Origin of the sequence: Stenotrophomonas sp. CASM114, assembly GCF_049384325.1 — a bacterium.
Classification (GTDB): domain Bacteria; phylum Pseudomonadota; class Gammaproteobacteria; order Xanthomonadales; family Xanthomonadaceae; genus Stenotrophomonas; species Stenotrophomonas muris.
In genome coordinates this window covers 70,092-87,828 of the sequence record NZ_JBMRGJ010000018.1, presented here as the reverse complement: position 1 = coordinate 87,828, position 17,737 = coordinate 70,092, and the positions used below count along the sequence as shown (strand labels likewise).

Genomic DNA, 17,737 nt, shown 5'->3' with positions numbered 1-17,737 from the left:
AGTGCCGGCCGCTGGCCGGCATCCGCGACGGCGCGAGAGCATGTCGACCAAGGTCGACACCTACCGGGGCTGAGTCATGGCATGTCGAATCAGGCGGCTTTGGTAGTGCCGGCCGCTGGCCGGCATCGGCGACGGTGCAGGAGCGTGTCGACCATGGTCGACACCTACCGGAGCGGGGATTCTCACCCCACCTTCGACGGGCCCGTACGCCAGCGGCTGGGGACCAGGCCGAAGCGCTTGCGGAACGCGGCGGCGAAGTTGCTGGGGTGGCGGTAGCCGCTGGCGGCGGCGGCCTGCTCAACCGTCCATCCGTTTTCGCGCAGGCCCTGTTCGGCATGGCGCATGCGCTGTTCATGCAGGTAGTCGAATACCGAACTTCCATACTGCTGGGCAAAATGGCGGCGCAATGAGCTGGGGCTCATGCAGGCCAGCCGGGCCAGCTCGACCAGGCTGTGTGCATGGCTGGGGTCGTCATGCAGGTAACTGCGTACCCGTTCCAGGCGCTCGCGCTGGCCGGCACGCAGCGTGCGCACCGGATCGGTCTGCAGATCCTCGGCCTGCAGGCCGAGGGCCAGCAGCTGCAATGCCACGCCTTCGCGCCACAGCGCGTCGATGCCGTCCTGCCACGGGCTGTCGAACAACTGGCCCAGCACCGGCAGCATGGCGTGGGGAATGGCCCAGTGGCGGCATTCCAGGTGCGTGCCAAGCGCTTTTTCCAGCTGTGGCATCTGGAAAACATCCGCGTCGATGCCACCCGGCACGATCACGCTGACCCCGCGCAGGCGCGTTTCGCCGGGGTGCACGCCGGTCATCTCGATCTGGTCGCGATGGTGGGCGGTCATCGCGGTGCCGGCACGCAGGGTGAAACTTCCGCGTCGCGGGATACGCACGTCGACCTGACCCTGCAGCATCACGCGGATGGCGAGCCCGGGCCGCTGTTGCGCGGTCGCCACATAGGGGAACCGGTTATGCACGTCGGAGGCGATCAGGCTCATGCCACCGCGCATGAACTGTTCGTTGACTTCGCCGCGGCCGGCCCACTGGTCGTCACGCAGGTGTTCCGGATCAGCGCGGTAATCGAAGCCGTGGCGTTGGCCGAAGCGGCGGTAATCGGCAAAGGTGAAGTATCGGGACATCGCTCGGCACGTACAGGAGGGGGAGGCGCTGGCGCCATGAGCCCATGTGCTGCCCCGCGTAGCGGGCAGCCTGGAAGGCCGGAAAACGCCAGGTTGGAAGGAATGTGTCGAAGAAACTGGAAACGTTTCCCATTGTCGCTGCGAATCATTCGCAGGGGATTTGAATACGGTCAAACCGATTGGTCATTACGGCCAAGTTGAACGGGGTGCCGGACATACGCCAGCGTTTTGCCGCTATATCCGTACTTGATTCCCTACATGAACTTCGGTTGAGGTTTCATTGCTGGAACGATCATCCGCGGACAGGCTGTTGGTCTGCTCGTCACAGCGGCCGGCGTAAGGTGATGGATTGGCGGCCGCGCGCCGCATCGCTACCCCCACCGATGGAGAATGCAGATGATTGATTACCAGCTGACCGGCAAGACCGCGATCGTGACCGGCGGCGTGTCGGGCATCGGCCTGGCCGTGGCACAGACGCTGGCCGCATCCGGTGCCCGTATTTCGGTCTGGGACCTCAAGCAGGATGCGGTGGATGCCACCGTGGCGCAGTTGCGCAGCACCGGCGCACAGGCCATCGGCATCGCGCTGGACGTCACCGACGATGCAGCGGTGGAGGCGGCGGTGCAGCGCACGGTCAAGGAACTTGACGGCCTGCATGTGGCGGTCAACAACGCCGGTATCGGCGGGCCGGCGGCCAGCAGCGGCGACTATCCGATCGAGGGCTGGCAGCGGGTCATCGACGTCAACCTCACCAGTGTGTTCCTGTGCCAGCGTGCGCAGATCCAGGCAATGCGGGCCGCTGGAACCGGCGGCAGCATCATCAACATGGCCTCGATCCTGGGCCAGGTGGGCTATGCCGGTTCCACCGCTTATGCGGCGGCCAAGCACGGCGTGGTCGGGCTGACCCAGACCGCCGCGTGGGAACATGCGGCCGACGGCATCCGTGTCAACGCGGTGGGTCCGGGTTTCATCAGCACGCCGCTGCTGGAGAAGATGGACCCGAAGGTGCGTGCCACGCTGGAAGGACGGCACGCGCTGAAGCGGCTGGGTACGGCCGAGGAAGTGGCGGCATTGGTGGCCTGGTTGGCCAGCGACGACGCCTCGTTTGCGACCGGCGCGTACTACGCCATCGATGGTGGCTACCTGGCGCAGTGATGCGTTGAACGCAGGGTGCGGTGCCGCCGGGTGTCGCCCGGCGCTACCGGGTGAACGGACTGTGGCGTGGCCTTCACCTCTGTGCCACGGGGGCCACGCGACGCTCCGGGAAAATCCCGGAGCTTGGCCATGGAACTCACCCAGGATGTCTCGATCCTGCTGCGCGTAGCCGCAGCGATGCTGTTCGGCGGCGTGCTGGGCGTCGAGCGCGAGATGGGCAAGCACGCCGCTGGCCTGCGTACGCACATGCTGATCGCGGGGGCCGCTGCGCTGATCGTCGGCCTCGGCGACTCGGTGGCCGAGCATTTCCAGCAGGAGCGCTACCGCGACCTGCTGCAGGTCGATCCGGTGCGCCTGATCGAAGCGGTGGTGGCCTGTGTCGGCTTCGTTGCCGCTGGCACCATCCTGCGTGGGTCACGCGAGGACCAGGTCAGCGGCCTGACCACGGCCAGCTCGCTGATCATGGCAGCGGCCATCGGGATTGCGGTGGGGATCAGCAAGTACGTGATCGCCATCGGGGTGAGCGTGCTCTGCGTGCTGGTGCTGGCGGTGATGCGGCGGTTGGAGAAACGGATCTCGTAGGGAATCTCGAATTGCCGGCCAGCGGCCGGCACTACCATGCGGACTGAATGGTCGGACCAATATGAAGTCTAGCCCTATGGTCTAATAGGCACTTCGTCGGAGCGGCGGTTAAATCCGCTGCAAGTGGTCTGATCGAAATCATTATTGGTACGACCAATAATCGACAGCCATGGCGACCCACCGCCTGCGGTGGAGCACATCCCGCCCCAGTCGAGAGCCTTCATGCAGCCCTGGCAACACCTGTACGACCCCGCCGGCAACCTGTGGTTGTCCAGCCTGATCGCGCTGCTGCCGATCGCGTTCTTCTTCATTGCCCTGGCCGTGCTGCGCATGAAGGGCTGGCTGGCCGGCACGATCACCGTGGCCATCGCGCTTGGCGTGGCCCTGTTGTTCTACCGCATGCCGTTGAGCCAGGCGCTGGGCGCGGCCGGTTTCGGCTTCGTCTACGGCCTGTGGCCGATCGCCTGGATCATCATCGGCGCGGTGTTCCTCTACAAGGTCTCGGTCAAGACCGGTCAGTTCGACATCATCCGCGCCTCGATCCTGTCGGTGACCGAAGACCAGCGCCTGCAGATGCTGATGGTCGGTTTCGCGTTTGGTGCCTTCCTGGAAGGCGCGGCCGGCTTCGGTGCGCCGGTGGCGATCACGGCGGCGCTGCTGGTCGGGCTGGGCTTCAAGCCACTGTATGCCGCCGGCCTGTGCCTGATCGTCAACACTGCGCCGGTGGCGTTCGGTGCGATGGGCATCCCGATCATCGTGGCCGGGCAGGTCACCGGCCTGGACGCATTCGAGATCGGCCAGATGGCCGGCCGCCAGCTGCCGTTCCTGACTGTGATCGTGCTGTTCTGGATCATGGCCATCATGGATGGCTGGCGTGGCATCAGGGAAACCTGGCCGGCGGTGCTGGTGGCCGGTGGCTCGTTCGCCATCGCGCAGTACCTCACCTCGAACTTCATCGGCCCGGAGCTGCCGGACATCACCGCCTCGCTGGCGTCGCTGGTGTGCCTGACCCTGTTCCTGCGCCGCTGGAAGCCGGTACGGATCTTCCGCTTCGATACCGAAACCAGCGCCGAGGCGGCCGCGCAGGCACTGGAGGCACCACGCTACAGCGTCGGCCAGATCGCCAAGGCGTGGTCGCCGTTCCTGATCCTCACCGCGATGGTCACGCTGTGGAGCATCAAGCCGTTCAAGTCGCTGTTCGCGGCAGGCGGCCCGTTGGAAGGCTGGGTGCTCAAGCTCCCGGTGCCGGGCCTGGACCAGAGGGTGCAGAAGATGCCGCCGATCGTCGACGCGCCGCTCAGCTATGAGGCGATCTACAAATTCGACTGGTTCTCGGCCACCGGCACCGCGATCATCCTTGCGGCGGTGATCGCGATCATCGCACTGCGCATGCCGGCCCGCTCGGCGCTGCAGACCTTCGGCGAAACCGTGCGTGAGCTGCGCATGCCGATCTACTCGATCGGCATGGTGCTCGCCTTCGCCTTCATCGCCAACTACTCGGGCCTGTCGGCAACACTGGCGCTGGCATTGGCGCACACCGGCGATGCGTTCCCGTTCTTCTCGCCGTTCCTGGGCTGGCTGGGCGTGTTCCTGACCGGTTCGGATACCTCGTCCAATGCGCTGTTCTCGGCGCTGCAGGCCACCACCGCGCAGCAGATCGGCGTATCCGACGTGCTGCTGGTGGCGGCCAACACCACCGGTGGCGTTACCGGCAAGATGATCTCGCCGCAGTCGATTGCCATTGCCTGCGCGGCGGTCGGCCTGGCCGGCAAGGAGTCGGACCTGTTCCGCTTCACCGTCAAGCACAGCCTGATTTTCACCACGATGGTCGGCCTGATCACCCTGGCCCAGGCCTACTGGCTGACCTGGATGATTCCCTGAGCCATGCATGGCTGGCCGACCACCCGCTGTGCGCTTCGGGCCACAATGGCGCCATGAGCACGCAACGTATTTCGGACAGGGTGGCCGCGCAGCTGCGCGGCCTGGTGCAGGAACAGCGGCTGCGGCCGGGCGACCGGTTGCCCGCCGAGCGCACCCTGGCGGTGCAGCTGGGGGTCTCGCGCACCGCGCTGCGCGAGGCCATCGCGCAGCTGGCCAGCCAGGGCCTGCTGACCGCACGCATCGGTGGCGGCACCTACGTGGCCGAACCGGCGGCGCGCGCGCGGCAGGCGCTGGATGAACCGCTGGCGCCGTACCTGCCGCTGTTCCAGGGCGACCCGGAATACCGTTTTGACGTGCTGGAGATCCGCCACGCGCTGGAAGGTGCCACTGCCTGGCATGCGGCGCTGCGAGCCACCGATGAGGACCGTACGCGCATCGCGCAGGCCTTCCAGACCATGATGGACGCGCACGGCAAGGACGACCCCACCGGTGAAGCAGAGGCTGACGCGGCCTTCCACCTGTCCATCGCCGAGGCCTCCCACAACCTGGTGCTGCTGCAGGTGATGCGCGGCCTGTTCGAACTGCTGCAGACCAACATCTCGCAGAGCCGCGAGAAGCTCTACACCTCAGCGAGGACCTTCTCGCCCCTGTCCGACCAGCACCGCGAAATGATGGATGCGGTGCTGGCCGGCGACCCCGAACGCGCGCGCGCCGCCGCGCATGCCCACCTCGAGTTCGTGCACACCACGCTGCGCACGCTCGATGACAACGAAGCCCGGCGTGCGCGGGCCTCGCGCCTGCCTTCCCCACACGGTTGACCCCATGATCATCTCCGCCTCCACCGATTACCGTGCCGCAGCGCAACGCCGGCTGCCGCCGTTCCTGTTCCACTACATCGATGGCGGCGCGTATGCCGAGCACACGCTGAAGCGCAACGTTTCCGACCTGTCCGACATCGCGCTGCGCCAGCGCATCCTGCGCAACATGTCCGACCTGAGCCTGGAAACCGAGCTGTTCGGCGAAACGCTGGCAATGCCGGTGGCGCTGGCGCCGGTCGGCCTGACCGGCATGTATGCCCGCCGCGGTGAAGTGCAGGCGGCGCGCGCGGCCGACAGCCGGGGCATCCCGTTCACCCTGTCCACCGTATCGGTGTGCCCGATCGACGAAGTGGCACCGGCCATCCAGCGGCCGATGTGGTTCCAGCTGTACGTGCTGCGCGACCGTGGCTTCATGCGCAATGCGCTGGAGCGGGCACAGGCCGCCGGCGTGACCACGCTGGTGTTCACCGTGGACATGCCGGTGCCGGGCGCGCGCTACCGTGACGCACACTCCGGCATGAGCGGCCCGAATGCCTCGCTGCGCCGCATCGGCCAGGCCGTCACCCATCCGCACTGGGCGTGGGACGTCGGCCTGTTCGGCCGTCCGCATGACCTGGGCAACATCTCCACCTACCGCGGCAACCCGACCGGGCTGGAGGATTACATCGGCTGGCTGGGCAGCAACTTCGATCCGTCCATTTCGTGGAAGGACCTGGAGTGGATCCGCGAGTTCTGGAAGGGCCCGATGGTGATCAAGGGCATCCTCGACCCGGATGATGCGCGCGATGCGGTCAGGTTCGGTGCCGATGGCATCGTGGTTTCCAACCACGGTGGTCGCCAGCTGGATGGCGTGCTGTCTACCGCACGTGCATTGCCGGCCATCGCCGATGCGGTGCAGGGCGACCTGAAGATCCTCGCCGATTCGGGCATCCGTACCGGCCTGGACGTGGTGCGCATGCTGGCGCTGGGGGCCGATACCGTGCTGCTGGGGCGCGCCTTCGTCTATGCGCTGGCCGCGCAGGGCGAGGCCGGCGTGGCCAACCTGCTGGACCTGATCGCCAAGGAGATGCGCGTGGCGATGACACTGACCGGCGCGCGCCGCATCGCCGACATCAGCCGCGATTCGCTGGTCAACCTGCCATGAGTGGCCATGACGCCGTGCTGGCGCAGTTGCGCGACGCGGTCGGCAGCCGCCATGTGTTGACCGGCGACAAGGCCACGCGCCGCTTCCGTCGTGGCTACCGCTTCGGCGATGGCCCGGTGCTGGCGGTGGTGCGCCCAGGTACCTTGCTGGAACTGTGGTATGTGCTGCAGGCAGCGGTGCAGGGCGGAGCGGCGATCATCCTGCAGGCGGCCAATACCGGCCTGACCGGTGGCTCGACCCCGGATGGGGACGACTATGGGCGCCCGATCGTGCTGGTCAGCACGCTGCGCCTGACCGGCATCCAGCTGTTGAACGAGGGCCGCCAGGTGCTGTGCCTGCCCGGCGCCACGCTCGACCGCCTGGAGCAGACCCTGGCACCGCTGGGCCGCGAACCGCATTCGGTGATCGGCTCCTCCTGCATCGGCGCCTCGGTGCTGGGCGGCATCTGCAACAACTCCGGCGGCGCGCTGGTGCGCCGTGGCCCGGCCTATACCGAGCTGGCGCTGTATGCGCAGGTCGATGCGCAGGGCCAGTTGCAGCTGGTCAACCACCTCGGCATCGCGCTGGGTGATACGCCCGAGCAGATCCTGCAGCGCCTGCAGGCCGGTGACTATGCCGCTGACGACGTGGGTGACGGCGATGGCCGCGCCGCGTCTGATCCACGCTACGCCGAGGAAGTGCGCCGGGTCGATGCCGATACGCCGGCACGCTTCAACGCCGACCCCAGCCGCCACTTCGAAGCGGCCGGTTCGGCCGGCAAGCTGGCGGTGTTCGCGGTGCGTCTGGATACCTTCGAAAAGGAGCCCGCCGAGGTCTTCTACATCGGCAGCAACCGCACCGACAGCCTCACTGCGATCCGACGCCAGCTGCTGACCGGCTTCGAGCGCCTGCCGATTGCCGGCGAGTACATCCACCGCGATGCCTATGACATCGGCGAGCGCTACGGCAAGGACAGCTTCCTGTTGATCGACCGCCTCGGCACTTCCCGTGTGCCCGCCGCGTTCGCATTGAAGAGCCGGGTCGATGGATGGTTCGAACGGCTGGGCCTGCGCGGGGTAACCGACCGGGTGATGCAGATGCTGACCGGCCTGCTGCCCTCGCACCTGCCGAGGCGCATGGGTGAATTCCGCCAGCGCTACGAGCATCACCTGTTGCTGAAGGTCTCCGCACAGGACGCGGCGGCAACCGAGGCCTGGCTGCGCGGCTTCTTCGCCGATCATGAGGGTGGTTACTTCCACTGCACGGCCGATGAGGGGCGCAAGGCGTTCCTGCATCGCTTCGCGGTGGCCGGCGCGGCGGTGCGCTACCGCGAAGTGCATCGGGACCAGGTGCAGGATATCGTGGCGCTGGACATCGCCCTGCGCCGCGATGATGCCGACTGGTTCGAGCAGTTGCCGGCCGATATCGATGGACGCCTGCTGCACAAGCTGTATTACGGGCACTTCCTGTGCCATGTGTTCCACCAGGACTACATCGCACGCAAGGGCGAAGACCCGATGGCGATCGAGCATGCGATGTGGGCGCTGCTGGACCAGCGCGGCGCCGAGTATCCGGCCGAGCACAATGTCGGCCACCTGTACCCGGCCAAGCCTGCCCTGGCCGGGTTCTATCGGCAGCTGGACCCGAGCAATACGTTCAATCCGGGCATCGGCCAGACCTCGAAGGAAAAAGGGTGGGGTGGCTGCGACTGCGGATGATGTAGAGCCCAGCCTATGCTCGGCTGCTCTTCCCGACAGACAGCCGTCGAGCATGGCTCAGCCCCACCCGGACAGCGGTTACCATCGGAATCCCGTACGCAGGAGCCGCCCATGCCCACCATCGTTGCCCGCGCGACCCTGTGCGCTGCATTGCTGGCAACCCCGCTGCTGGTGCTGGCGCAGTCCGCGATCCTGCCGCAGCGGCGCGACGCCGCCGGCAACGTGATGGAGCCGCTGGGGCAGGTGCTGGAACAGGGAGGGCAGGGCGAAGCACGCATGCAGTACTGCACCCTCGATCGTGCCTGGTGCGTGCGTGTGCAGCCGGTGGCCGAGGACGGCGATCGGCCGACGACGCTGGAAGTCTCTGAACGGGAGGCTGGCGAAAGCGAGCCGCACACCTACCACGTCAGCATCGACGTGCCGCAGGAAAGCGAGCTTTCGCTGTGGCCGTGGATCGTGCGGCTTGCGCCTGGCGTTGGCAGCGATGAGGTAGTGAGCGACCCGCGGCAGCGCGCCCGCCAGAACGTGCTGGTGGGCGGTATCGTCAAATTCAGCACGATGTACTCAGGCGGTGGTGCCGACGCGTCCACGCTGCAGCTGGCGCGCGTGCGTCACCTGCAGGATGACATCCAGGTGGACGACGACGTGCTGACCCTGCCATGGCTCAGCCATGCGATGATCCGCGCCTGTTTCAGCGAGCAGGACATGAAGCAGCGCGCAGGCGCCTGCCACGACGAGTACGGGTTCTCGGCAAGGCTGGCGCTGGATACCGCCGCCGGGGGCATGCCGGTGCTGCGCTACCAGACGGTGGCGACGCGGTTCCCGGCCGGTGTCTCACGCTTCGAGGATTCGCTGGCCAAGGGGCCGCTGAAGAAGAAGGACCTGCGCACCGAGCAGGACCTGGCGTGCAGCTACACGCGGTTGTTCCGCTTCAGTGATGGGGTGTTCCACCCCGACCAGGCGCTGCCGGACTGCGCGGGGTATACCGAGCCCTGAGCTGTAGAGCCGAGCCTGCGCTCGGCTGTCACGGAAGCGCAGCCGGGCATGGGCTCGGCTCTACAGCGCCTACTCGCAGCGGGTGGCGGTGATGATGTTGTCCTTGTCCACGTACACACGCAGGCGGTCGTGGCGGATGTCCTTGGTGGTGATGGTGTTGGGGCCGATCGGGTTGACCAGGCCGGCACCGCTTTCGCTGGACAGGCGGCGGATGTTGGGCTCATTGGCAGGCTGGCCGATTGCCCAGCCCAGCTGGCTGGCGTCGCAGTGGCCGGTACCCTTGACCTGCGGACCGGGGGTGCTGACGCAGGCCGACAGCAGCAGGGCCGACGCGGGTAGCAACAGGGACAGACGGAAGGCGGACATGCAGCGCTCCTGCGCAGGGAAGATGGGCGGAACGATAGCACCCGGCGCGCGAAAGGCGTCAGCGCCCCGGTCATTGCCGGCACGGCGTAGCCACTGCATAGTGGGAGGGATGACTGGCATCGCGCCAGCGGGCAGGCCGGGCCATTCCGGTGCAGGTGCTGGATACGGTATGACGGCAGACAGTTTCCGCGACAAGCGCAGGGCGATGACGGTACGTGCAGTATCGGTGCTGGCCGTGGCGTGTGCCGCCACTGCCGCCGAGCCAGTGCCGGCCGCAGCCGCGGAAACGCCGGTGTTCGGCGCGTGGCGCAACCTTCAGACCGAGGCCGGCTACGCGCCGGCCCAGCGCAATCTGGCCTTCGCCATGCTGCCGCAGGCGGCGACCCGCGGCGACCGTTTCGCCGTCCTCGACCGTGAAGGCAAGCGGGCGGTGTGTTGCCTGCAGGTGGCCAGCCCGTCGCTGGGCGTGGCCGCGCTGCGCGAGCAGTACCACCTGCCGCAGGCCTGGGTGACCGACCTGAGCAATGGCCGCAGCCCGGCGCGTCCTTATCTGCCGCATGTCTATGCGATGCAGCGTGTGGACGAACTGGCAGACTACGGCTTCGCCGATGTGCCCGGGGCCTACAGCGACCTGGGTGGGCTGCTGATCCCCGAGGGCGCCGCCCTGGAGGACGATGGCAGTGCCGTCCTGCTGGGCGACAACCGTTATTCCCTGCATTTCCAGCGCCAGCCGCACGCCGATGATGATGGCGCGCTGGACCGCTACACCCTGCAGGGCGGCGACAGCGAGGCCCCGTTCGTGGTTGAAGTGCCGTTCGGCACCTACTGACTGCAGCACTGCACTGGCTAGAATGCAGCGCGGCGCCGTCTGCCGTGCCTGTTCCGTGAGTTGCTGCCGTGTCCCTGCGCCCTTTGCTGCTGTCGTCCCTGCTGCTGTTGTCCGCCTGCGCCAGCGCGCCACCTCCACCGTCGGCCCATTCCGATGCGCTGTGGCGCTTGATCGAGCGTGACTGCAAGGCGGTGGAAGGACCGCGTGGCAGTTGCCTGCGGGTGGAGACGGCGGCCGACCGCCGCGACGTGCTGGTCAAGGATGCGCACGGTGACTACCAGTTCCTGCTGATGCCGCTGGACAAGGTCAGTGGCATCGAGAGCCACGGCCTGTACCAGCGTGGGGTACCCAACTATTTTGCGGCCGCCTGGCAGGCGCGCGGGCATACCGAACAGGCCCTGGGCCGGCCGCTGCCGCGCAGCGTGGCCAGCCTGGCACTGAATTCGCCGCACGGTCGCTCGCAGCACCAGCTGCATATCCATGTCGACTGCCTGCGCGCGGATGTGCTGCAGGCACTGGATGCACATGCCGGTGCGCTCGGTCCGCGCTGGTCAGCGTTTCCGGTGCCGCTGCGCGGGCATCAGTACCAGGCCTATCTGCTGCCCGGTGCAGAACTGACCGCCAATCCGCTCAATCTGCTGGCCTATGGCCTGAGCGGCGTGGGCGATGTGGGCCAGTGGAGCCTGGTGGTGGCCGGGCGCGGCGAGGTGCAGGGCGGCCCCGGCTTCATCCTGCTGGCTACCCGCGTGGATGCCGCCAGCGGCAACGATGCCAGCGGCGAGGAACTACAGGACCATGCCTGCACGGTCTTGACCGGTGCCGGTGCGGCACTGGAGCGGGTGCGCTAGCCGATCGGCTGCTGGCAGCTGCGCCAGGCCGACGCGGTCAGCGCCAGCAGCTGACGGTCATGCCATCCCTGCGCGTCCAGATGGTAGTCGCGCAGGATCCCTTCGCGGATGAACCCATGGGCCTGCAGCGCCTGGGCAAACGGGCTGGTGCAGCTTGGCGGCAGTAGAACGAAGAGGCGGTGCAGGCCGACATCGTCGAACAGGAACGGGAACAGTGCCCGCAGTGCCGCCTGCGGATGGGGGTGCCGGTGCTGCAGCGATTGCAGCTCGGCGCAGCGCGAGTGCAGCGACTGCAGGCGGATATGCAGCTGGTCGTGCAGTACGCCCTGCACGTCGTCGAACACACCCAGCACCAGCAGGTCGTTGTCTTCCTGCAGGCGTGAACGATAGACGCTGGCGAGGAACCGCGCCTCTTCATCAATGCCGTAGGACGGCCGTTGGCCGCGCTGGCGACGGTCGTCGAAGGCGCGCCAGCGTGGCAGGTCGGTGCGCTGGAACGAACGCAGGGTGATGGGCGTGGCCTGGAGGTGGAGCAAGTGGCGGCGCAGGACGGGTCGTAGTGGGGCGAAGTGGGTGGAAGGGGCGCTGTTGGTCATCCCGGCACGATGCGCATCACCGACGCGCCAGGCCATGCAATTCATTGCAAAAGTGGGGTGGTGCCGTAAACGCGTCTGATTCGGTTCAGGCATAAGCCCATCAGGGCTGGTCATTTCCGTTGAAACCACCCATTCAGGACACTTTCGTTACGGGATCGTTATGTGTCGTACCGGCTGCGGCTCCCGTACCACCCGCCCACTCCCCCAGGAAGCCCATGTCCGCCTCCCACAAGGCGATGCGCCCGCGTCCGCTGGTGCTCGCGCTGTCGTCCCTGATGCTGGCCTCGCTGCCGGCCTTCGCGCAGGAAAGCGCGCCCACCACATTGCAGGAAGTGAAGGTCACCGGCTCGCGCATTCCACGTGCCAGTGTCGAGGGACCCTCGCCGGTGACGGTGATCAGCCGCGAGCAGATCGACGCACAGGGCTACCGCAATGCCTTCGACGCCCTCAGCGCGCTGACCGAGAACACCGGCAACGTGCAGGGCGAGGATTTCGGCAATACGTTCACGCCGGCCGCCAACACCATCAATCTGCGCGGGCTGGGTCCGAACCGCACGCTGGTGCTGGTCAACGGCCGTCGCCAGGCCGACTACCCGCTGGCCTACGAAGGCTCGGTGAACGTTGTCAACCTGGCCAACATTCCCAGCGCCCTGATCGAGCGCATCGAAGTGCTGGCTGCCGGTGCGTCGGCGGTGTACGGCTCCGACGCCATTGCCGGTGTGGTCAACATCATCCTCAAGGACCGCTTTGAAGGCGTGGACGTGAACGTGCGCGCCGGCGGCACCCAGCAGGGCGGCGGTGACAACCAGCGCGTGCAGGTGGTGGGCGGCAGTTCCGGCGAGCGCTGGGACGGCCTGTTCGGTTTCGAGTTCGACGTGCGCAAGGCGATCCACGCGCGCCAGCGCGACTTCATGGATTCGCTGGACGATGACCCGGCCGGCAAGGCGCCGCAGGCGACCGCGATCGCCTATCGGCGCAATGCTGCCACCGGCCGCAACATCGATCCGGGCGTCAACGGCTGCGACGCCGCGTCGGACATCTATGGCGGCAGCGTGTTCCGTGCCAACAACCCGCGCCAGGGCTGGTACTGCGGCAGCAACGAGGCCGCCGCCAGCTACTGGACCGTGCAGACCCAGAAGCGCAATCTCAACGGCTACGGTCTGCTGACCTTCCACGTCAACGAGACCACCGACCTGTTCGCCGATGTCGCCGTGGGCAGCGCGCGGATCTACAACAACACGCGTGCACCGACCTGGACCTCGGCCCGCAACTACTTCTACAACCAGAGCACCGGCAACCTGGAAAGCTGGTACCGCCGCTTCGCGCCGGAGGAAATCGGCGGCCTGCCGCGCAATGCCAACCGCTTCCTGGAAAACTCGTGGTCGTTCAATGTCGGCGCACGTGGCCAGATCGGCGACAGCGGTTGGGATTACGAAGCGGTCTACAGCCGCTCGCGTTATGAGAACCGCACCCGCCGACCGGTGCTGCTGGCCGGCATCAACGAATACCTGCTCGGTCCGAAGCTGGGCGTACGCAATGGCGTTGAGGTCTATGCGCCCGACCCGGCACGCCTGTTCAAACCATTGACCCCGAACGAATACGAGGGCCTGTCCGGCTACCAGGAAAGCCGCAATGCGGCGTGGCTGCAGACCTTCAGCGCCAGCGTCAACGGCCGTTTGTTCGCGCTGCCCGGTGGCGACGCTGCATTGGCGGCGGTGGTCGAGGCCGGCAGCCAGGGCTACCGCAACCGCCCGGACCCGCGACTGGGCACAGGCGAGTTCTGGAACACCAGCGCCGGTATCGGTGCCGGCGGTGATCGTGACCGCTATGCGGCCGGCGTGGAGCTGCAGTTGCCGTTGCTGAAATCGCTGACCACGACGCTGGCCGGTCGCTATGACCAGTATCGCGCCGGTGGCGAGCACATCGGCAAGGCGACCTGGAGCTTCGGCGTCGAGTTCCGCCCGATCGAGAGCCTGTTGATCCGCGGCTCTGCTGCGACCAGCTTCCGTGCGCCGGACATGAACTACGTGTTCGCGACCGAGACCCGCGGCTACAACCCGGGCATGACCGACTACTGGCGCTGCCGCACCGCAGGCCAGTCGTACGACAACTGCGACTACAACGGCCTGTCGATCGACTACAGCAACCGCGCCAACGCGCAGCTGCAGCCGGAAACCGCTAAATCCTATGGTTTCGGCGTGGTCTGGTCGCCGCTGTCCGGCCTGGATTTCAGTGCCGACTACTACGACATCCGCATCGACAACGAGGTCACCAGCCTCGATACCAGCCGCATCCTGCGCGACGAAGCCGATTGCCGCCTGGGCCGCACGCTGGGTGGCGAAGCGCGCGATATCGGTTCACCGCTGTGCCAGGACGCGCTGTCGCGGGTGATCCGCAACCCGTCCACTGCAACCGTGCAGCCGGACCAGGTGACCCGCGTGCTGATCAATCCGATCAACGCGGCCTCCGAATCGGTGCGTGGCCTGGACCTGAAGGGTAACTGGCGTTTCGATGCCGGCCGCTATGGCCGCTTCACTACGCGCTTGGCCTATACCGTGGTGCTGGAGCACAAGTACCGGCAGTTCTCCGATGATCCGGAGCGTGACATCCGCAATTCGCTGGATGACTACCAGTGGCGCAGCAAGGCCAATGGCAGCATCACCTGGAACCAGGGTGACTGGACCACCACGCTGTACGGCAACCGTTTCGGTTCACTGCCGAAGACCGATGGCAGTGGCCGCATCGCGCCGTACATGACCTACAACGCCAGCGTGTTCCGCCAGTTCGGCGAGAACCTGTCGGTGGGCGTGATCGTCAACAACCTGCGTGACAGCCGCCCGCCGGCGGACAGGAACGGTGGCGGCTGGCCGTTCTATCCGGTTGGCAACTACGACCCGTATGGCCGCCAGTACTGGCTGCAGCTGGACTACCGGTTCCGCTGATCCGGCTGGCAAACAGAAGGCCCGGCAATGCCGGGCCTTCTGCTGTGTCGATGTCCGCTGTGATGGCGGGCGCCGGTGGCCTAGGGCAGCGCCTGCTGCAGGTACGACTCGATGACGTAGCTGAAGGGCTGCTGCTGGCGATCGCGCAGCAGGGCGCGCACTTCCAGGATCACGCCGCGGTCGCCTTCGCCACGCGGTGGCCAGAAGGTCTGGTCAGCCAGTGTCTGGCGCTGGAAGCCGAGCGGGCCAACCACGCGGCCAAAGGGTTCGTCGGTGCTGTCCAGCACCTGGTTCATGGCCGGGCTGAGATGGTCCGGCAGGTACCAGTTGTCGGCCTCGGAGAGTACGCGGCTGCCACAGACCAGCTGCACACGGCGGTAGCGAAGGGCGGTGCCAGACTGCGTTGCGCCCAGCGCCTGCAGCACGTCGGTCGGGGCAGGCTTGTCCTGGCCGTGCACACGCACCGCGCGCACCCGCGCTTGCTCGGCCAGGCCGTGTTCGGCGCACCAGTGTTCCAGGGTGGCGGTGGCGCTCTGCCCGGACAGCACACGCTGGTGCAGCCGCTCGACCAGCGCAGCCGGGGCGATGCGCTGTTGGCCAGGCGGCGCCTGCAGCGGCGCGGTGGCGGCCGCATCAGTGGCGGACAGGCTGGCCATCGGGGCAGCAGCCAGCAGGGACGCGGCCTGCCAGCGGCGGAGACGATCGTGGCGGTCGGACGGGCCCATGCGGCATCACAGCGGAAACAGGTGCCTATGGTACCCGTTCAGGCGTGTGCACGGCGTGGCTGCGAGCCGCCGTCGCGGCGGCATTCATCGTTCTGATGAATGTGTGGCATCCAGATATTTCGTTGGCCGATGGCAGTGCCAGCGCGCAGGATGGCGCCATGACTTGGCTTTCCGGGAGTTTCCGATGACGCTTCAGTTCGTCCATGGCGCGGTTGATCGCGAGGGCGCGCCGCTGCATTTCCACATCCACAACGGTCGTATCAGTGGTCTCAACGGTGATACTGCGCCGCGCGAGGGTGCGGAACCCGTCGACTTGCAGGGCTGTGCAGTCCTGCCGGGCCTGGTCGACGGTCATATTCATCTGGACAAGAGCTTCGTCGGCGACCGCTGGCACCCGCATCAGCCGGTGAACAGCCTGCGAGCGCGGCTGGCGGTGGAGAAGGCCGCGGTGGCGGGGGCCGCGCCGATGGTCGACCGCGCCGAGGCCTTGATCCGCCAGTGCAGCCGCTTCGGTACGGTGGCGATGCGCTGTCACGTCGATGTCGACGGCAGCACCGGCCTGCGTCATCTCGAAGCAGTGCGCGAGGCCGCGCTGCGCTGCGCCGACATCATGCGCATCCAGCTGGTGGCGTTCCCGCAGGCCGGGGTGATGTCCTGTCCCGGCACCGCCGCCGTACTGGAGCAGGCCCTTGCCGCAGGGGTGGAGGTGCTGGGCGGCATCGATCCGACCACGCTCGACGGCGATGCCGAAGGCCAGCTGGCCCTGCTGTTCGGCCTGGCCGAGCGCTATGGCGTGCAGCTGGACATCCACCTGCATGAGCCCGGCGAAACCGGACTGGCCCAGCTGCTGCGCATCGCCGCACGCACCCGTGCCGCCGGCCTGCAGGGACGCGTTGCGGTCAGCCATGCCTACTCGCTGGGCGACGTGCCGTTGGCACGCGCGCTGCAGGTGGGTGAAGCACTGGCCACGGCGGGCGTTGCGATCATGAGCAACGCGCCGGGCGACCATCCGTTCCCGCCGCTGCGTGCATTGCATGACGCCGGCGTGCGCATGTTCGCCGGCAATGACAACATCCGCGACTGCTGGTGGCCGTACGGCAATGGGGACCTGCTGCAGCGCGCGATGCTGCTGGGCTACCGCTCGGGCTTCTACACCGATGGCGACCTGATGCTGGCGCTGGACATGGTCACCACCCATGCCGCGCAGGTGATCGGGCTGCCGCAGCACGGCATCGCCGAAGGCCGGCCGGCGACGTTCGTGGCCGTGCGTGCGGACCATGGCCCAGCGGCCGTGGCCGGGGTGCCGGTGGAGCGCCGGGTGGTGGTTGACGGCCGCTGGTTGTAGATCCACGCCGTGCATGGAGGGAACCATCGCGTGGTCTCATTCATCCACGCATGGCGTGGATCCACCTCGATGTGTCGTCAGGCGTAATCGTCGGCGCGGGTAGCGACGAACGCTTCCAGCCACGCAAGCAGGTGGGCGATGTCGATGACTTCGCCCTGTTCGACGCGCTTGAGCAGCAGTGTGCTGGCGCCGATCTGCAGGCTGCTGTCGGCATAGCGCAGCACTGCATCGATGCCCCAGGCGTCGGTGACCTGCATCCAGGCCAGCCCCGGCACGCGTTGGGCCAGGGTATCGCCGAACGCCACGCCCAGCGCTTCCCAGCCATCGCAGTCGTCACGCTCGATCAGCTCGGCATCGATCACGCGCTGCAGCGTGCTGGCCGCCAGCGGCCATTGCACCGGCAGCGTCGGGAAGCCGGCGGCGACGCGCGCGGCGATCAGCGAGCGCTGGTGCTGCAGGTGCGTCTGCAGGGCGGCGGGCAGGGGGTCGAAGCGGGCGGGGATTTCGTCGGACATGACACGATGCCGTGGAGCACGGAAACAGGAGGCACTCTAGCGGCAGAGCCGTGACTTCCGCGCGACAGGCGTGATCAGCTTTCGATGGTCAATGCGCGGATTTCGCTTCGGGGTCAGATCCGTTTCGGAAAACGGATCTGACCCCACGCGGGACGATGTTGC

At 67.1% G+C, this 17,737-nt stretch carries 16 protein-coding genes; 11 read left to right on the top strand and 5 right to left on the bottom strand.

The features are described 5' to 3' along the window. Positions 1 to 182: 182 nt before the first annotated feature. The gene (locus VG566_RS15905) at positions 183 to 1,136 is read right to left on the bottom strand and encodes a helix-turn-helix transcriptional regulator (protein WP_423172674.1); all 954 of its coding nucleotides are present in this window, start codon (positions 1,134 to 1,136) and stop codon (positions 183 to 185) included. Positions 1,137 to 1,532: 396 nt separating this feature from the next. On the opposite strand from VG566_RS15905, the gene VG566_RS15900 reads away from it, so the two are divergent. The 7 genes from VG566_RS15900 (at position 1,533) to VG566_RS15870 (ending at position 9,409) form a co-directional block, all read left to right on the top strand. Further along, positions 1,533 to 2,291 carry an SDR family NAD(P)-dependent oxidoreductase gene (locus VG566_RS15900; protein ID WP_014647496.1) on the top strand — a complete coding sequence of 253 codons (759 nt, stop codon included), beginning with the start codon at positions 1,533 to 1,535 and terminating at the stop codon, positions 2,289 to 2,291. 129 nt (positions 2,292 to 2,420) lie between these two features. After that, on the top strand, positions 2,421 to 2,873 hold the full coding sequence (locus VG566_RS15895) for an MgtC/SapB family protein (RefSeq protein ID WP_005413774.1): 453 nt from the start codon (positions 2,421 to 2,423) through the stop codon (positions 2,871 to 2,873). A gap of 222 nt (positions 2,874 to 3,095) precedes the next feature. Then, positions 3,096 to 4,754 (top strand): L-lactate permease, encoded by a 1,659-nt coding sequence (lldP, locus tag VG566_RS15890; RefSeq protein WP_069118251.1) that lies wholly within the window; start codon positions 3,096 to 3,098, stop codon positions 4,752 to 4,754. Positions 4,755 to 4,807: 53 nt separating this feature from the next. Beyond that, the gene (gene lldR / locus VG566_RS15885) at positions 4,808 to 5,572 is read left to right on the top strand and encodes a transcriptional regulator LldR (RefSeq protein WP_014647493.1); all 765 of its coding nucleotides are present in this window, start codon (positions 4,808 to 4,810) and stop codon (positions 5,570 to 5,572) included. Positions 5,573 to 5,576: 4 nt separating this feature from the next. Beyond that, the gene (gene lldD / locus VG566_RS15880; protein ID WP_241884037.1) at positions 5,577 to 6,716 is read left to right on the top strand and encodes an FMN-dependent L-lactate dehydrogenase LldD; all 1,140 of its coding nucleotides are present in this window, start codon (positions 5,577 to 5,579) and stop codon (positions 6,714 to 6,716) included. After that, positions 6,713 to 8,413 (top strand): D-lactate dehydrogenase, encoded by a 1,701-nt coding sequence (gene dld, locus VG566_RS15875; protein WP_049407547.1) that lies wholly within the window; start codon positions 6,713 to 6,715, stop codon positions 8,411 to 8,413. The genes lldD and dld overlap by 4 nt, the downstream gene beginning before the upstream one ends. Positions 8,414 to 8,524: 111 nt before the next feature. Further along, positions 8,525 to 9,409: a hypothetical protein gene (locus VG566_RS15870; protein WP_049407549.1), complete on the top strand. Its 885-nt coding sequence runs from the start codon at positions 8,525 to 8,527 to the stop codon at positions 9,407 to 9,409. Positions 9,410 to 9,478: 69 nt separating this feature from the next. Here the strand turns inward: VG566_RS15870 and VG566_RS15865 are convergent, their stop codons facing one another. Further along, on the bottom strand, positions 9,479 to 9,775 hold the full coding sequence (locus tag VG566_RS15865) for a hypothetical protein (RefSeq protein WP_014037553.1): 297 nt from the start codon (positions 9,773 to 9,775) through the stop codon (positions 9,479 to 9,481). Positions 9,776 to 9,944: 169 nt separating this feature from the next. On the opposite strand from VG566_RS15865, the gene VG566_RS15860 reads away from it, so the two are divergent. Next, a complete protein-coding gene (locus VG566_RS15860) occupies positions 9,945 to 10,604 on the top strand; it encodes a decarboxylase (RefSeq protein WP_241884036.1) in 660 nt (219 codons plus the stop codon). A gap of 68 nt (positions 10,605 to 10,672) precedes the next feature. Next, positions 10,673 to 11,452, top strand: coding sequence for a CDP-diacylglycerol diphosphatase (locus tag VG566_RS15855; protein ID WP_241884035.1), 780 nt, complete (start codon positions 10,673 to 10,675; stop codon positions 11,450 to 11,452). Here VG566_RS15855 and VG566_RS15850 read toward each other — a convergent pair. Continuing rightward, complete coding sequence (locus VG566_RS15850; RefSeq protein ID WP_100450241.1) at positions 11,449 to 12,084, bottom strand: GNAT family N-acetyltransferase; 636 nt, start codon at positions 12,082 to 12,084, stop codon at positions 11,449 to 11,451. The genes VG566_RS15855 and VG566_RS15850 overlap by 4 nt on opposite strands. A gap of 179 nt (positions 12,085 to 12,263) precedes the next feature. Here VG566_RS15850 and VG566_RS15845 point away from each other — a divergent pair, with 179 nt between their 5' ends. Next, on the top strand, positions 12,264 to 14,990 hold the full coding sequence (locus VG566_RS15845; protein ID WP_164111340.1) for a TonB-dependent receptor plug domain-containing protein: 2,727 nt from the start codon (positions 12,264 to 12,266) through the stop codon (positions 14,988 to 14,990). Between the two features lie 80 nt (positions 14,991 to 15,070). Here VG566_RS15845 and VG566_RS15840 read toward each other — a convergent pair whose 3' ends face one another. Beyond that, entirely contained in the window at positions 15,071 to 15,715 is a 645-nt protein-coding gene (locus VG566_RS15840; protein ID WP_197561839.1) for a hypothetical protein, read from the bottom strand. Between the two features lie 184 nt (positions 15,716 to 15,899). Between VG566_RS15840 and VG566_RS15835 the strand changes: the two genes are divergently transcribed. Then, positions 15,900 to 17,060, top strand: coding sequence for an amidohydrolase family protein (locus tag VG566_RS15835; RefSeq protein ID WP_241884034.1), 1,161 nt, complete (start codon positions 15,900 to 15,902; stop codon positions 17,058 to 17,060). 77 nt (positions 17,061 to 17,137) lie between these two features. Here the strand turns inward: VG566_RS15835 and VG566_RS15830 are convergent, their stop codons facing one another. After that, on the bottom strand, positions 17,138 to 17,575 hold the full coding sequence (locus VG566_RS15830) for a DUF3806 domain-containing protein (RefSeq protein WP_046431156.1): 438 nt from the start codon (positions 17,573 to 17,575) through the stop codon (positions 17,138 to 17,140). Positions 17,576 to 17,737 lie beyond the last annotated feature (162 nt).